The organism is Microlunatus phosphovorus NM-1 (assembly GCF_000270245.1).
Lineage (GTDB): Bacteria > Actinomycetota > Actinomycetes > Propionibacteriales > Propionibacteriaceae > Microlunatus > Microlunatus phosphovorus.
In genome coordinates this window covers 4,216,465-4,231,873 of the sequence record NC_015635.1, presented here as the reverse complement: position 1 = coordinate 4,231,873, position 15,409 = coordinate 4,216,465, and the positions used below count along the sequence as shown (strand labels likewise).

General features: G+C 69.1%; 14 protein-coding genes. 13 read left to right on the top strand and 1 reads right to left on the bottom strand.

The features are described from left to right. Positions 1-44: 44 nt before the first annotated feature. The 4 genes from MLP_RS28680 to MLP_RS18985 all read left to right on the top strand — a co-directional run bounded on the left by MLP_RS28680 (position 45) and on the right by MLP_RS18985 (position 6,454). On the top strand, positions 45-872 hold the full coding sequence (locus tag MLP_RS28680; RefSeq protein WP_013864785.1) for a hypothetical protein: 828 nt from the start codon (positions 45-47) through the stop codon (positions 870-872). A gap of 342 nt (positions 873-1,214) precedes the next feature. Then, complete coding sequence (locus MLP_RS18995) at positions 1,215-1,463, top strand: WhiB family transcriptional regulator (protein ID WP_013864784.1); 249 nt, start codon at positions 1,215-1,217, stop codon at positions 1,461-1,463. 117 nt (positions 1,464-1,580) lie between these two features. Next, on the top strand, positions 1,581-5,006 hold the full coding sequence (locus tag MLP_RS18990; RefSeq protein ID WP_013864783.1) for a glycosyltransferase: 3,426 nt from the start codon (positions 1,581-1,583) through the stop codon (positions 5,004-5,006). Continuing rightward, positions 5,003-6,454, top strand: coding sequence for a DUF5719 family protein (locus MLP_RS18985; protein WP_013864782.1), 1,452 nt, complete (start codon positions 5,003-5,005; stop codon positions 6,452-6,454). The genes MLP_RS18990 and MLP_RS18985 overlap by 4 nt, the downstream gene beginning before the upstream one ends. 349 nt (positions 6,455-6,803) lie before the next feature. Here the strand turns inward: MLP_RS18985 and MLP_RS18980 are convergent, their stop codons facing one another. Next, positions 6,804-7,244, bottom strand: a complete 441-nt coding sequence (locus MLP_RS18980) for a metallopeptidase family protein (protein ID WP_041790278.1) — start codon at positions 7,242-7,244, stop codon at positions 6,804-6,806. Between the two features lie 80 nt (positions 7,245-7,324). On the opposite strand from MLP_RS18980, the gene MLP_RS18975 reads away from it, so the two are divergent. The 9 genes from MLP_RS18975 (at position 7,325) to ahcY (ending at position 15,402) form a co-directional block, all read left to right on the top strand. Continuing rightward, positions 7,325-7,666: a DUF3499 domain-containing protein gene (locus MLP_RS18975; protein WP_456237769.1), complete on the top strand. Its 342-nt coding sequence runs from the start codon at positions 7,325-7,327 to the stop codon at positions 7,664-7,666. Positions 7,667-7,886: 220 nt separating this feature from the next. Further along, positions 7,887-9,251, top strand: coding sequence for a phosphohexomutase domain-containing protein (gene manB / locus MLP_RS18970; protein WP_013864779.1), 1,365 nt, complete (start codon positions 7,887-7,889; stop codon positions 9,249-9,251). Between the two features lie 104 nt (positions 9,252-9,355). After that, complete coding sequence (locus MLP_RS29645) at positions 9,356-9,682, top strand: Trm112 family protein (RefSeq protein ID WP_013864778.1); 327 nt, start codon at positions 9,356-9,358, stop codon at positions 9,680-9,682. A gap of 4 nt (positions 9,683-9,686) precedes the next feature. Continuing rightward, positions 9,687-10,709 carry an SIS domain-containing protein gene (locus MLP_RS18960; protein WP_013864777.1) on the top strand — a complete coding sequence of 341 codons (1,023 nt, stop codon included), beginning with the start codon at positions 9,687-9,689 and terminating at the stop codon, positions 10,707-10,709. Between the two features lie 32 nt (positions 10,710-10,741). Then, positions 10,742-11,725 (top strand): cation diffusion facilitator family transporter, encoded by a 984-nt coding sequence (locus MLP_RS18955; RefSeq protein WP_013864776.1) that lies wholly within the window; start codon positions 10,742-10,744, stop codon positions 11,723-11,725. Continuing rightward, a complete protein-coding gene (locus MLP_RS18950; RefSeq protein ID WP_013864775.1) occupies positions 11,722-12,561 on the top strand; it encodes an EamA family transporter in 840 nt (279 codons plus the stop codon). The genes MLP_RS18955 and MLP_RS18950 overlap by 4 nt, the downstream gene beginning before the upstream one ends. 14 nt (positions 12,562-12,575) lie before the next feature. Beyond that, positions 12,576-13,391, top strand: a complete 816-nt coding sequence (locus MLP_RS18945) for a phosphotransferase (RefSeq protein ID WP_013864774.1) — start codon at positions 12,576-12,578, stop codon at positions 13,389-13,391. A 156-nt stretch (positions 13,392-13,547) separates the two neighbouring features. Beyond that, complete coding sequence (locus MLP_RS18940) at positions 13,548-13,877, top strand: TFIIB-type zinc ribbon-containing protein (protein ID WP_013864773.1); 330 nt, start codon at positions 13,548-13,550, stop codon at positions 13,875-13,877. Positions 13,878-13,938: 61 nt separating this feature from the next. After that, positions 13,939-15,402, top strand: coding sequence for an adenosylhomocysteinase (gene ahcY, locus MLP_RS18935; RefSeq protein WP_013864772.1), 1,464 nt, complete (start codon positions 13,939-13,941; stop codon positions 15,400-15,402). The last annotated feature ends 7 nt before the right edge of the window (positions 15,403-15,409 follow it).

The following is a 15,409-nucleotide window of genomic DNA, read 5'->3' as shown; positions in this document are numbered from 1 at the left end:
GACGGCTGGGATGAGCCTGCGGAGGCAAGCACTAGGGTGACGGCATGCCCTGGCACCGATGGCGGGAACCCCTTGCCGTACTGCTGCTGGTCGTCTTGGCGATGATGTTCGTGCTACGCGGGATCGCGCTGTGGCAGGCGATCGAGGCCGCCACCATGCACGGCGCGCTGGGCGGTCTCCCGGGAGGCGATGAGCTGTTGCTGCTGGCAACGGCTGGCGCGGTGCTGTGGTGTGCCACTCCGGTCGTTGTGCGGGAAGGGGAGCCGGCAGGGACGAGTCCGCATGCTCGCTCTATCGCCATCGTGGGATTGCTGGTCGTCGGTCTCACGGTGCTCGGCTGGTTGGCGCTGTCGATGTGGGCCGTGGTCGAGCTGGTCAGGTGGCCGACTCCGGACAGCGGGTACCTGCTGTTCGTGATCGAGGGCGTCCTGCGGCTGGCGATCCCGGCAGTGGCTCTGGGCCTGGCATTGCTCGCGGCCGGTCGGACCAGCGCCGCAGGGCAGGGCCGTGGCGACCCCGTACGCGCCGAACTGTCAGTTGCCACGCCGGCGCTGCCCGAGAGGCCTGCTGGGAGCTCTGCTGACGGCGAGACGACATCGGCCAACACCGAGCCGGAGCGACTGCCGGCGGCGTGGCACGTGGACGATGCGGCCGGCGCGGTCTGGCTGACCGCCGACGATGCGGCTCAAGGGCGCCCGGGTCTGACGTGGTCGCGGCCGGGATCCGAGTTGCCCGCTGATGCCGCTCCTGCTGATGCCGCTCCTGCTGACGCCGCTCCTGCTGACGCCGGGCGTGCCGAGGCGAGGCCGGCCGGAACGGAGCCCCAGCGGCGGATCCGCCCGTCGGCCGAGGATGACGACGATCTTCGTTGAGCTGTGTCAGTCGCCACTCGCGTCGGCGGGTGCGCCTCGGCGGATGCGACTTCGCACCAGTTCGGTCATCTTCGCACCACGTACACCCCCCCATGCGCAGTAGCACCAAATGGTGCGAAGTGGGGTTGGGGGTGGGCCGCTCGGGGCGGGGCAACTGACCATATACCAAACTCGGCCTTGACTTTCGTGCATTGACAGGCATGTAATTTCACCTATGTTGTTCGACTGAGACGACATCGTGGGCGCGGGGGCGTCGACGACGGTCACTGGTCGACACACGATTGCCGTGGGGCCGCGAACCCCTCGGCAGGCAACAAACCCCCGGGTCGAGGAGGCAAGACGGTGGAGCAACTGGCGGACGTCGATGAAGGTGCATTTGGCTGGCAGGAGCGTGCGCTGTGCGCGCAGACTGATCCGGAGGCCTTCTTTCCTGAAAAGGGTGGATCCACCCGCGAGGCCAAGAAGGTGTGCCTTTCCTGCGATGTCCGGGCCGAGTGCCTGGAGTATGCGTTGCGGCATGACGAGCGGTTCGGCATCTGGGGTGGCCTGTCGGAGCGCGAGCGCCGCAAACTGAAGAAGCGCGCCGTCTGATCCGGATGGTCGTGCTCGCTGGGGCGCGCTGACCTCGCATACAGTGGTCGTCGCCCTGCGCCGTTGCGCGGGGCCGCATCACTGGCCGTACGACATCGCGAGGTTCTTCCGAGACTCATGGACAACGACGTGAGCGAGGAGACCCAGAATCTCTCCGGCGACGGCTGGGACGATCTGCGGATTCCGATCATCGAGGACGAGCCGGACCGCTGGGCGTGGCTCCACGAGCAGTCCGACGAGCCGGCCCCGCCGGACGTGTCGCACTGCACGGTCACCGCTGTGCTGGTCACGCTGGATGCGGAGGACTGGCTGCCCGACACGTTGGCGGCCCTCTCTCGGCTCACGGTCAAACCGTCCCGACTGATCGCGGTCGACAACGGCAGCACCGACTCCACGCTTGAACTGCTGGAGCGAGCACACCGGCACGGCGTGCTCGATGCGGTCGTCGAAGGGCCTGCGGCCGGCGGGTTCGGTGCCGGTGTGGCTGCGGCACTCGCCGCGGAGAGTCCAGCCGACGAGGATCAAGAGAGCCCGGATCACGATGCTCCCGGCGAAGATCCAGAGAACGAGGCCCCGGCCAATGCCGACCAGGCCGACGAGGCCCCGGCCAATGCCGACCAGGCCGACGAGGACCAGGCCGACGAGGACGAGGACTCGGTTGAGGACCCCGAACACCTCGATAACCACTTCCTCTGGCTGCTCCACGACGACGCCGTTCCTCGGCCCGACGCGCTCCAACGTCTGCTGGCCCACCTGGTCTCCGACCCGAGCGTCGACATCACCGGCCCCAAGCTGCTCTTCCCGCGCCGGCGTCACCGCGGCGGTCATCAGCTCAGTGAGCTCGGCGTCAGCATCTCCGGCACAGGGCGCCGTGAGATGGGGCTCGATCTGGAAGAGATCGACCAGGGTCAGCGCGACCGCGCCAAGCAGACCCTGGGCGTGTCGACCTGCGGCATGCTGCTGCGGCTGACCACCTGGCGCGATCTCGGCGGACTCGATCCTGATGTGCCGTGCTTCCGCGACGGTGTCGAGCTCGGTTGGCGGGCTACCGCCCGTGGTCTACGGGTCGTCACGACCCCTGAGGCCGCGATGGTGCACCGCCAGGTCGGACGCGCGGGCCTGCGACCGCGTGGTGCGGGTGGCCGGCACCCGGACCGGGTCGACCAGCAGCTCGGCATGCTGATCGTCGCCGGTCGCGCACCGGCGTGGCGACTGCCCTTCACCTGGCTGCGGCTGGCGCTCGACTGTCTGTTGCGCGCGCTCGGCTACCTGCTCGGCAAAGCTCCGGCCCGAGCTCGCGACGAGCTGGCCGGTCTCGGCTGGCTGGTCGCCCATCCTGGGCGCATCCGCGCCTATCGACATCGATTGGCGGGTCAACCCGTCGAGCCGGGCAGCGCGCAACTGATCCGCACCCTGCGCCCGCCATGGTGGGCGAGTATCCGGCTGGCTTTCGAGTCGTTGACCGGTACGGTCTCCGATCGCTACCGCGAGCTTGCCGGCGACAGCGAGGCCGCCAGCCTGGACGAGCTCACCGGGGACGAGTTCGCCGGCACCGGTGAGGACCGCTCGAAGCATCCCTGGCTGGCACCGGCGGTGGTCGTCGGCGCGGTCCTGGTGATCGCGAGCGTGATCGCGGCTCGCGGACTGCTCGGCCTCGGGCATCTCGATGCGCCGGCGCTGTTGCCCGCGCCCGATCGACTCGGCGAGCTCTGGCGATCGGCGGCCAGCCCGGTCGTCGGAGCACCGGGTGAGATGGCCCCGCCATGGCTGGCGCTGGTAGCGCTCGGCTCGACGATCCTGGCCGGTCAGCCGGAATGGCTGGTCACCTCGCTGCTGCTCGGCGTCGTGCCGTCGGGCTACCTGGCGGTCTATCCATTGCTTCGTTCGCTGGTTGACGACCGGCGGATCCGGATTCTCGCGGCGGCCGCGTACGCGCTGCTGCCGGCGCTGCTCGGCGGCACCAACCAGGGCCGGTTGACACTGAGCGTGGTGGTCATCCTGCTGCCGATGCTGGTGCTCGCGTTGCGAGGACTGGTGGAGCGCCGGCCGCGGGCTCCCGAGGCCTGGCGTGGCGGATGGGGCGCCGGCGTGGTGCTGGTCGGACTCACCGCCTTCGAGCCGTCGCTGATCCTGGTCGCTTTGCTGTTGGGGCTGATCGGTGCCATCTGGCTGCGGCGTACGCCGCGCAAGGTCGGCCGGATCGGTCTCGCCCTCGGTCTGCCGCTGCTGGTCTGGGCACCGTGGTGGCCGACCCTGATCGCCTTCCCGGGGCGGCTGTTCGCCGGTCCGGATGCGGCTCTGGTCGCGGCCGGCAATGCACCCCAGGTGTGGGAGCTGCTGCTCGGACGGGAGATCGGGCCGGGTCTGCCGCCGTTGTGGCTGGGCGCGGTCGTGTTCGGGGTGATCTGGTTGGCGGCGCTGGTCGGCCTCGGCCGACGCCCTCGCAGTGGGGTGGTGGTCGGCTCCTGGCTGGCCGGGATCATCGCCATGATCGGCTCGGTGCTGCTCAGCCGGCTGGTGGTCGCGGTACCGCCGATCGGCAGTGAGATCCGGCCCTGGACGGGTGCCTATCTGTTGATCGGGTTCGCCGCGCTGCTGCTCGCGGCGGCCGTCGGCACCGACGGACTGGCCGCCGAGCTGCGCCGCCGGAGCTTCGGCTGGCTGCAGCCGACCAGCGTGATCGCGGGCGTGCTCGCCGTGGTGACCGTGGTGGGCGCCGCAGGCTGGTGGGTCTGGGCTGGAGCCAGCGGGCCGATCGGACGGCAGCAGCTGGACGCGCTGCCTCCGTACCTGCAGAACGCCATGCTCTCCGACGCCGGCGTACGGGTGCTGGCCATCGATCTGGGAGACGACCCTGATCCGACGACCGGAACGGTCGGCGTCGCGCACTATTCGGTTGTTGCCGGCGACCAGCTGCGACTCGGCGACGCCGACCGAGGCTTCGCCTTCGGCGGCTCGACCACGGCTCCGGCCCAGATCGGCGACCTTGTCCAAGGCCTGGTGGCAGGGACGGCCGACTCCGACATCGCCCCGCAGCTGCGCAGTCTCGGGATCGGCTATGTGTGGGTGCACGGTGCGACCACCGAGGAGATCGCCCGGATCGACAACACCCCGCAGCTCGGCACCGCCAGCGGCAACCTGGAGGCGACGGTGTGGCAGCTACAGCCACCGGTCACCCGGGTCGTCGTCGCGGACGGCCAACAGCTCAACGGGATCGACACGCTGCCCCCGGCGGTGGCTGCAGGCTCGGCGAACCGTCAGCTCCGGTTGGGAGAACCGTCCGATCCGCGCTGGCGAGCCAGCATCGACGGCACACCGCTGACCCCAACGACCGAGGGCTGGCAGCAGGCATTCGAACTGCCCGAGGCCGGCGGAACCGTGACCATCAGGCTTGCCTCGCCGACGGTCTGGCTGCTCGTCGCTCAGGGCGTGATCGTCGCGGTCGGGCTGGTGCTTGCCGCCCCTGGAATCCGGCGACCTGAGGTTCGTGACCCGGTCCGGACCGCCCGCCGGGCGGCATTCGTGGGAGGTCGGGCCCAGTGAGTCCACGTCGCAGCCAAGCCACCGGCCCGTTCCGGCAGGTCGTGACGGTTTCCGCGGCACTGGCCGCCGTGGCGCTCGTCGTGGCCGGCGGCACGGTGCTGCAGCCGCAGGCCGCGCCGGTCACCGTCGCCCAGGCGCCGCTGGTAGGCCGGACCACGACGGTCTGCACCACCACTCCCGACAAGGAAGCCACGGCTACCTTGTCTGCGATTGCGGTCCGCAAAGCACCGGGCCGGGAGGGCGCCTTGACCGCGACCGAGCTCGACAGCGGCTCGCCGCTGCTCACCATCGAGAAGCAGGGCTTCGGCGAGCAGAAGGATGCGCCCGCCAAGCCGGCGCTGCTCACCGGGGAGGGCGTGATGGCCACCGCCGGCAGCGGCGCGGTCAGCAGTCGGGCCACCAAGGGCGAGCAGTCCGGCCTGATGGCGGCGCCGTGTGCGGCACCGGCGACGGAGCAGTGGTTCGTAGGTGTGGGCGCCAATCCGGCGTACCGTACTGAGCTGGTGCTGACCAATCCCGACGCCGGTCAGGCCGAGGTGGATCTCCGCTTCTACGGCCGGGACGGCATCGTGGTGGTGCCGGGAAGTCCTGGTCTGATGATCGAGGGTGGGACCAGCAGAACCGTCTCGCTGGACACCCTGGTCACCGTGCAAGGTCCACTCACCGTGTCGGTGCGGGCGAGCACGGGCCGAGTGTCGGCCGTCGCGCTGAACCGCCGGAGCCTCGACTTCGCGCCCACCGGCGCAGACTGGCAGGTCTCTGCCGTGCCGCCGGCGCACTCGGTCGTCATTCCCGGCATTCCCGAGGGCTCCGGCACCCGTACGCTGCTGGTCGCCAACCCCGGCACCAACCGGGCCCAGGTGAGCGTGTCGGTGCTGGGCGCGGCAGGTGGGTTCGCACCGGCCGGCGCCGAGACGGTCGAGGTGCCGCCGGAGAGCACCGCCGAAGTGTCGGTGGCCCAGGGACTGGCGGGCGCCGCCGCCGGGATTCAGCTGACCAGCGATCAGCCGATCACCGGCTCGGTGATCTCGGAGGCGATCGGCAAGGACGCGCTGCCCGACATCGCCATCCAGTCCGCGGCCGCGCCGATCGTGCGCACCGGTGTCGTCCCGCTGGTCTATCTGGACAAGACCGATGCCCAGTTGGTGCTCAGCAACGGTGGCGACGGCGACGTGCCGCTCACCTTCGAGGTGTACGGCTACGACGGCGTCAAGATCCACGACGACGATGTGCTGCTGGTCCCGCACGCCACCGCTACCAGGCGGCTGACCATGGGGGAGGCGGCGTACCTGGTCGTCTCGGCGCCCGCCGGCGCCACCGTGATGGGTGGCGTCACCTTCCTGGCCAACTCCGGTGGCATCGCCGGGGTGGCCACCCTCCCGGTCACCTCGCCCGACGTCGCCAGTCGGGCTCCCCAGGTGACCTTCGACCCCTCGGTCGCCCGCTGACTCCTACGTTTCGCGCCCGCGGGCCACACACGATCGCAGGTCACGCGGGCGGCGGGTACGTTTCGCGCCCGCGGGCCACACACGATCGCAGGTCACGCGGGCGATGGGTGCGTTTCGCGCCGCCGGGCCATAGATGATCGCGGGTCACACGGGCGCTGAGTACGTTTCGCGCCCGCGGGCCACACACGATCGCAGGTCACGCGGGCGGCGGGTACGTTTCGCGTCCCCGCTACAGACGCCTACCCGAAGACACCAGACAACCCGACGGTGGCGGCGAGATTCTCATGTGTCCACAGGAGAATCGTGGCCTCCCACACGACGGCCGCCTGACCTCTCGGAGGGTCGCGGCTCAGTCGTCGTCGGGGGCGGCGCCTTCGTCGTCGAAGTCGGAGACCGGGCGACCGGTGAGGGCGGAGAGCTGTTCCACGATCGTGCGATAGACCAGGATTTGCAGTCCTCGACGGCTGGCGGCCCGATGCTCCAAGGGCCGGCGATAGATGACCACCTGAGCCAACTGTTCGGCGTCCGCGGCGACTGCGGCGGCGAGGGGGACGCGGTCGCCGGCCCAGGACGGCGGCAACTGCGGTACGTCCTCGATGCCGAAGGTCACCCCGAGCAATGCGTCCGGGCAAGTCGCGGCGATTCGGTCGACGGCGGCGTGGACGGAGTCGTCGAAGAAGGCGGCTCGATTGGCGGGTCGGGGTGGGCGGGCACGCGCTCCGTACGGGTTCGGCAGCGCCAACGGGCCCCGCAGGCCGCGCTGGTGGCGGTCCTTCCGGCGAGTCGACATGGCGTGCACTCTAGTCCGCGGGTAGCGTCTCGGCCGTGGTGTCGCGTCGGTGTTCACGAGCGGGCTGCCCGGGGGCGGCTGTGGCGACCTTGACGTATGTCTACAGCGACTCGACCGCAGTCCTGGGACCACTAGCCGCCCGCAACGAGCCGCACGGCTACGACCTGTGCCATACCCATGCCGAGAACCTGCGCGCCCCGCGTGGCTGGGAGGTGATCCGCAAGGAGATCCCGACCGAGCCGGAGCCGAGCAGCGACGACCTGCTCGCCCTGGCCAACGCGGTCCGCGAGGTCGGATTCTCCTACGACCAGCCGGTGCATGACCGCCCGGCCGAGGTACGCCCGCGCGAGCAACGCCCGGGGATCGTCGAGTTGGGGCGGCGCGGTCACCTGACCGTCCTCGCCGACCCCGACGCGCGGTAATCGTCACCCGCTGCTCCGCTGCGCGCCGATTGGTCCTGTCTTTCCTCGTCGATCGCAGACGATAAAGCGTTGTCTGCTCTCTCCTCAGTCCAGACGGAACCGGGCGCTCCGCTTCACGGCCGCTCGCGACGGGCTCACTCGCTGACGCTCATTCGGGTCGTCCAGGCAGAGCCGCGCTCCGCTCACGGCCGCTCGCGACGGGCATTAGGATCGTCGGACCATGATCGATTCGCGTATCTTCAAGGCCAATGACATCCGTGGCGTGGTGACCGGGCTCAGCCCGGAGTGGGATCTGGCGGGGGCACACGCGATCGGAATTGCTGCTGCGGAGGTGCTGGGGATCGCCGACGGCAACGGTGCTCTCGTGCTGGGGCGCGACATGCGTACCACCAGCCCGGAGTTCGCCGCCGCATTCGCCGACGGCGTGCTGAGCCGGGGCGGCAATGTCATCGACATCGGGTTGGCGAGCACGGACGAGCTGTGGTTCGCCTCGGGCCACCTCGATCTGCCGGGGGTGATGTTCACCGCGAGCCACAACCCGGGCAATTACAACGGGGCGAAGTTCTGTCATGCGCAGGCCCGCCCGATGCAGCCGGCTGAACTGGTTGCGATCCGAGACCGGGCGCTCGCGCTGTCAGACGAACCGAGTGAGCCGGCAGCCACCCCAGGCCGGTTGACTCAGCGTGACCTGCTGCCCGCGTACGCGGAACACCTCCACTCGCTGGTCGACCTGAGCGGGATCCGCCGGCTCAAGGTGGTGGTGGATGCCGGCAACGGTATGGGCGGGCTGACCACGCCGGCGGTGCTGGGCTCGGCGAATCTGGAGTTGATCGGGCTCTATCTCGACCTGGACGGCGGTTTCCCGAACCATCCGCCGAATCCGCTGGAGCCGGCGAACCTGGTGGATGCACAGGCTGCGGTACGTGAACACGGGGCCGATCTGGCGGTGGTGTTCGACGGCGATGCCGACCGCTGTTTCGTGATCGACGAACGGGGAGAGGTGGTCTCGCCCTCGGCGATCACGGCGTTGATCGCGGTCCGCGAGCTCGCCCGTGATCCAGGCGGCGCGATCGTGATCAACAAGATCACCTCTCAATCGGTGCCGAAGCTGGTCTCGGCCGCCGGGGGTCGGACGGTGATCACCCGGGTGGGGCACACGTTCGTGAAGGCTGCGATGGCCGAGCACGGTGCGGTCTTCGGCGGAGAGCATTCAGCGCACTTCTATTTCCGGGATTTCTGGGGTGCCGACACGGGGATGCTCGCGGCGTTGCATGTGCTGGCCGCGGTCGGGACGACCACCGAGCCGCTGTCGGCCTTGGTCGAGCAGTACACCCATTTCGCAGCGTCGGGGGAGATCAACTCCACGGTCGCCGACGTCGAGCCGGTGCTCGCCCAGCTGGAGCAGCAGTTTGCCGGCCGGGCCGTTCCGGATCGGGTGGACGGTCTGACTCTCACCGGCGATGGCTGGTGGGTGAACGTACGGCCCAGCAACACCGAGCCATTGCTGCGGCTCAACGTGGAGGCGCCCACGGCCGCGGAGGTCGATGCTCTCCGTGACGAGGCGCTGGCGATCATCCGAGCCTGAATGCCTGAATGTCCGCGTGGCAGTGCGTCGGCGTGACAGGGCGACGCGATTGTCAGCGAGATGCGATAGAACAGAAGCGTTCCGAACCCAGTCAAGGAGGCCGCATGGCCATCGACCTGGCACCCGAGTTGCTCGACATCTTGGCCTGCCCCAACTGCCACGGGTCGCTCGCGGTCGACCATGACCGCGACGAGCTGGTCTGCCTGGCCGCCGACTGCGGACTGGCCTATCCGGTCCGCCAAGGCATCCCGGTGCTGCTGATCGACGAGGCCCGTCGCCCCGGCGCGGATCTGTCGGCCTCGTCCGCAGTGTCGGCAGCCTCTGCATCGTCCGCGGCTCCGGTCAGCTCGGGCGATCCAGCCGAGTCCGAGGGCTCGGCAGCAGGGCCGGCGACGGGGACGTCCGCCGCGGACGGCGTCGAGCGCACCTAGACCGATGTTCGACGACTCCTGGCTGGAGGATCAGCGGGCTCTTCGCGACGCCGACGCCGGTCTACGGCGCCTCGCTGAGGCGGGCGCTCGGCTGCGCCGGGAGTTCGGTGGGGCGGAGGAGCCGCTGCTGCAGATGTCGGTGCTCGAGCGTCCTCGGGCAGTGATCGCGGTGGGCAGCGAAGCCCGGTTCATCCGCGCGATGCTGGAGCCGGCCTGTCCGGTCCCGTTCGTGGCCTGGCCGGCGCATGGGCTGCCAGGTTGGGTGGGGGCCCTGGATCTGGTCGTGGTGATGGCCAGCGATCTGGTGACCCCCGCGTTGCTCGCAACCGTGCACGAGGCGGTACGCCGCGGCGCCCAGCTGCTGATCGCCTGTCCACCGGCTTCGATCATCGCCGATCACGCGGTCTCCAGCTCGACCATTCTGTTGCCCACCTCGACCGCCGATCCGCTGGCCGCGGCGATCGTCACACTGGCCGCGTTGCACCGGCTGCAGCTAGGGCCGGAGGTGGACCCGTGGCAGGTGGCGGATGCGATGGATCAGGTGGCCACCGACTGCTCTCCGTACGTGAATGTCGCCGAGAACCCTGCCAAGGACCTGGCGATGGGGCTGGCTGAGGCGCACCCGCTGGTCTGGGGCGGTTCGGTGCTGGCCGCTCGAGCGAGTCGGCGGGTCGCCGAAGCATTGCGTGCCGCGAGCGGCCGGGCCGCGTTGGCCGCCGACGCTGACGAGCTGATCACCGTGTTGGAGTCCGCAGCGCCTCGCGACCCCTTCGCTGACCCGTTCGAGGATGCTGTGTCGGCCGATCGGCGACCTGTGCTGTTGATCCTCGACGACGGAAACCCGGAACCGCCGATTCGCCACGCTCATGCCAGGCTGCGGACTGCCGCCGAACGCAATGACATCCGAGTATGCGTGGTGCAGCATGCCAGTGGCTCCGATGTGGAGCGCTATGCCACCGTGCTGCAGACAGGCATGTACGCCGCGGTCTATCTGGCGGTCGGTCTCGGACGCTACCTCCAAAGCTGAGATGAGGGCTGATCACGGATGAGCACAAAGGGATGAGTACAGAGGGCGGAACCAAGGCGGTGGTGGCCGCGCTGACGGCGAACCTCTTCATCGCCGCCACGAAGTTCGGGGCCTGGGCACTCACCGGGGCTTCGTCGATGCTCGCCGAGGCGATCCACTCCGTCGCGGACTCGGGCAATCAGGCGCTGCTGCTGATCGGCGGCAAACGGGCAAAGCGGGCGGCGACGCCGGAGCACCCGTTCGGATACGGCCGAGACCGCTACATCTATGCGTTTCTGGTGGCCATCGTGCTGTTCTCGGTCGGTGGCCTGTTTGCTCTGTACGAGGCGTATCACAAGTGGCACGAATTGCGTGCTGGGCATTCGGGCGGCCTGCTGGAGAGCGCGTGGTGGTGGGTCCCGCTGGTCGTGCTGGGCGCGGCCGTTGTCGCCGAGAGCCTCTCGTTCCGGACGGCGATCCGAGAATCGTCCAAGACGAAGGGCCGCCAGTCCTGGTCGCGCTTCATCCGATCGGCCAAGGCGCCGGAGCTGCCGGTGGTGTTGCTCGAGGACTTTGCCGCGCTGCTCGGACTGCTGTTCGCGCTGTTCGGCGTCGGAATGACCCTGCTCACCCACAATGCGATCTTCGACGTGTTCGGCACCGCAATGATCGGCCTGCTGCTCGTGGCGGTCGCGGTGACGCTCGCTACCGAGACCAAGAGTCTGCTGCTGGGTGAGTCGGCCAGCCCGGAGTCGATCCGACGCATCGAGACCGCGTTGACGGCGGCAGACGGGGTGGAGCGGGTCATCCACATGAAGACACTGCACCTGGGTCCGGAGGAGATCCTGGTCGCCGCCAAGATCGCGGTGCGGCCCACCTCGTCGGCGCAGGAGGTCGCCACCACGATCGACGCAGCCGAGGTGGCCATCCGGGCGGCCGAGCCGATGGTCACCGACCTCTATCTCGAGCCTGACATCTACAACGTCGACTACACACCGGCGCCGCGTCCCGAGCGTCCCGGCGCGCCCAGCCATTGACGTACGTCCTGTGGTTGGTGCTGGGCACCGCGGTCCTGCACGCCGGGTGGAACGCGCTGGCCAAATCGGTCGGTGATCGCTGGGTCGCCTCGACCCTGATCGGGGTGGTCAACGGGATCGGGGGGATTGCGTGCATCCTCGTCTTCGGACTGCCGGCCCCGGGTGCCTGGCCCTTCCTGGTGGTGTCGGCGCTGCTGCAGGCGGTCTATCTGCTGACCCTCACCTCGGCCTACCGGCACGGCGACCTGTCGCGGCTCTACCCGATCATGCGGGGCACGGCCCCGGTGCTGGTGACCGCGGTCTCGGTACTGGTTCTGAATGAGCAACTGAGCCCCTCCTCCTGGCTCGGTCTCACGGTGCTGGTGGCGGGGATCGGGCTGCTCGCGGTCGGTCGAGGGCTGCCACGGCGGGGTGACGGCCTGGGTCTGGCCGTGCTGACCGGGGTGATCATCGCCAGCTACACCGTCTCCGACGGCATCGGCGTCCGGATCGGTGACCAGCCGATGGCCTACATCGGCTGGATGTTCGCCCTCCAGGCGCCGGTTCTGATCGGCGTGTGCTGGTGGCAGGGCGGTCCTGGGCTGCCGGTCCGGCTGCGTCGACATGCGGTGCGCGGGCTGACCGGCGGACTGCTGTCGGTCATCACGTACGGCACGGTGGTCTGGGCGCAGAGTCGCGCACCGTTGGCCGTCGTCTCGGGATTGCGAGAGACCAGCGTGATCTGGGCCGTGCTGATCGGCCGGGTCTTCCTCGGCGAACGGTTGGTCGGTCGGGAGGCTTTGGCGATCGTCTTGGCCTGTTGCGGCGCGGTCGTGCTCCAGGTCAGCAGCGGCTGAGATTGGGGGGAACAGTGATCGAGCCTTGGCTGGCGGAGCTCACCGGCAGAGACGATGCTCCGCGTCAGCTGCGGACCCGCTCCGGCAGTCGGCTGTACTTCTTCGCCGATCTGCTGGTGAAGGTGCACCGGCCGGCCACGGACGCGGCCGAGCTCGGCCAGCGCCTTGCGTACTGTCGTGGTCCGCTGCTGACGCCGCTGGACCCGATTCCCCGACTGCTGCTCGTCGATGGCCCGGATCGTCCGCCGGGACTGGTGACCCGCTGGCCGATCGTCGAGGTGCTGTCCCCCGAGGCGACGCCTCCGTGGACGGAGTCCGCGCGGTTGCTGGCTCGAGTGCACGAGACCAGGATCACCACCCCGGTTCCGGGCCACGGCTGGCCGGCCCGGTTGGCCCGGGCCGTCGCGCTCGCTCCGGCCGAGCTGGCCGATCTGGGTCGATCGCTGCTTCACCAGGTGTACCGCAGGAATGAGCCGCAGCGGCTGTTGCACGGCGACTGGCATCTGGGGCAGCTCGGCCGCACTGCAGCAGGGTGGTGCCTGCTGGATCCCGAGGATCTCGGGCGGGGCGACCCCGCCTGGGACCTGGCCCGGCCAGCCGGCTTCTGGGCTGCGGATCTGCTGCCCGACGCCGACTGGCAGGAGTTTCTCGATGGCTACCGGGCAGCGGGGGGCATCGCGATCCCGGCGGCGGGGGATCCGTGGCCGGTATTGGACCTACCGGCCCGCTGCGCGGTGTACGTGGCCGCGATGCATCCCGACGCACATCCCTCCGACACCGCCCAAGCATTGGCGGAGGCCTGCCGACGGATGGCACAGTTGTCCCTATGACCCTGTCAATGGTCGCGCTCCGCGCTCCGCGGTCATGAGTTCCGCGAGATCTCGCTCGTTCGTCGCGATTCCGTGCGACGGCTCTGGCGCGCCTGCTCGCTTTACTCGCAGGCACGTCGCCCAGAATCACTCCTGCACTCCCGAGAGGCTCCACTCATGACCAACGACCCGATGCCCGCCTACGAGCCGTACAACCCGGGCGGGGGCCAGCCGGGAGCCATGGTCTGTCCGAAGTGTCGTGGCACCATGCGGACCTTTGACCGCAACGGCGTGCATATCGAACAGTGCATGAGTTGCCGCGGCGTCTTCCTCGACTTCGGTGAACTGGAGCACCTCACCCAGATGGAGAGCCGCTACGCTGCCGCGCCGCCACCACCGGCTCCCGGATATGGACAACCTGGGTACGGAAGCGGCCCCGAATGGGGTCACCGGGGCGGCAAGCACTATCGGCGCAAGGGGTTCGGAGGCCTGTTCTTCTCCAGCTGACGCTGTCCCACGCCCGCGCCGGCATTGGTGGGTGTCAGCGGCGCGCCCTAGGCTGCCAGGTATGACGGTTCCTGCAGCATCCACCTTCGACTACAAAGTGGCGGATCTGGGTCTGGCCGATTTCGGACGCAAGGAGATCACCCTCGCCGAGCACGAGATGCCTGGGCTGATGGCGATGCGCGCCCAGTTCGGGGAGTCCAAGCCACTGGCCGGTGCCCGGATCGCCGGCTCACTGCACATGACCGTGCAGACCGCCGTCTTGATCGAGACGCTGGTGGCGCTGGGAGCCGAGGTGCGCTGGGCGTCGTGCAACATCTTCTCCACCCAGGACCACGCCGCCGCCGCGGTGGTGGTCGGTCCGGACGGTACGCCGGAGCGGCCCGCCGGGGTGCCGGTCTTCGCCTGGAAGGGCGAGACGATCGAGGACTACTGGTGGTGCAGCGAGCGGATCCTCGTCTGGCCGGACGGTGAGTTCGCGAACATGATCCTCGACGACGGCGGTGACGCCACCCTGCTGGTGCACAAGGGCGTCGAGTACATCAAGGCGGGCGCGGTGCCCGAGCCCGCCGAGAGCGATCCGGAGGAGCTGCGGGTGCTGCTCGCGCTGTTGCGTCGCTCGATCGCCGAGGGCTGTGACTGGACCGAGATAGCCAACGCGATCAAGGGCGTGACCGAGGAGACCACGACCGGCGTCCACCGGCTCTACGAGATGTTCCGCCGGGGTGCCTTGCTGTTCCCCGCGATCAACGTCAACGACTCGGTGACCAAGTCCAAGTTCGACAACAAGTACGGCTGCCGCCACTCCCTGATCGACGGTTTGAACCGCGCCACCGATGTGCTGATCGGCGGCAAGGTTGCGGTGGTCTGCGGGTACGGCGACGTGGGCAAGGGCTGCGCGGACTCGCTGCGCGGTCAGGGTGCTCGGGTGCTGATCACCGAGGTCGACCCGATCTGCGCCTTGCAGGCGGCGATGGACGGCTATCAGGTGGTGACCCTGGACGAGGCGTTGCCGGTGGCCGACATCTATGTCACCGCCACCGGTTGCCTGGACGTCATCTCGGCCGACCAGATGGGCCGGATGAAGCATCAGGCGATCGTGTCCAACATCGGGCACTTCGACAACGAGATCGACATCGCCGGGCTGTCCAGGGTTCCGGGCGTGGTCAAGACGAACATCAAGCCGCAGGTCGATCTGTGGACCTTCGACACCGGCACCGACGCCGAGCGCTCGATCATCGTGCTCAGCGAGGGCCGGCTGATGAACCTCGGCAATGCCACCGGTCACCCCAGCTTCGTGATGAGCAACTCCTTCACCAATCAGGTGCTCGCGCAGATCGAGCTGTTCACCAAGACGACGGATTATCCGGTGGGTGTCTACACGCTGCCCAAGAAGCTCGACGAGGCGGTGGCGAGGCTGCATCTGGCGGCGCTCGGTGTCCACCTCACCGAGCTGACCCAGACTCAGGCCGACTACTTGGGCGTGCCGGTCCAGGGGCCGTACAAGGCTGACCACTATCGCTACTGACCATCAC

Excerpts from the sequence above, each read along its gene's own strand:
- MLP_RS29645 (WP_013864778.1), top strand. The coding sequence starts at position 9,356 with ATGGCCATCGACCTGGCACCCGAGTTGCTCGACATCTTGGCCTGCCCC.
- MLP_RS18980 (WP_041790278.1), bottom strand. The coding sequence starts at position 7,244 with ATGTCGACTCGCCGGAAGGACCGCCACCAGCGCGGCCTGCGGGGCCCG.
- ahcY (WP_013864772.1), top strand. The coding sequence starts at position 13,939 with ATGACGGTTCCTGCAGCATCCACCTTCGACTACAAAGTGGCGGATCTG.
- MLP_RS18940 (WP_013864773.1), top strand. The coding sequence starts at position 13,548 with ATGACCAACGACCCGATGCCCGCCTACGAGCCGTACAACCCGGGCGGG.
- MLP_RS18955 (WP_013864776.1), top strand. The coding sequence starts at position 10,742 with ATGAGTACAGAGGGCGGAACCAAGGCGGTGGTGGCCGCGCTGACGGCG.
- MLP_RS18990 (WP_013864783.1), top strand. The coding sequence starts at position 1,581 with ATGGACAACGACGTGAGCGAGGAGACCCAGAATCTCTCCGGCGACGGC.
- MLP_RS18960 (WP_013864777.1), top strand. The coding sequence starts at position 9,687 with ATGTTCGACGACTCCTGGCTGGAGGATCAGCGGGCTCTTCGCGACGCC.
- manB (WP_013864779.1), top strand. The coding sequence starts at position 7,887 with ATGATCGATTCGCGTATCTTCAAGGCCAATGACATCCGTGGCGTGGTG.
- MLP_RS28680 (WP_013864785.1), top strand. The coding sequence starts at position 45 with ATGCCCTGGCACCGATGGCGGGAACCCCTTGCCGTACTGCTGCTGGTC.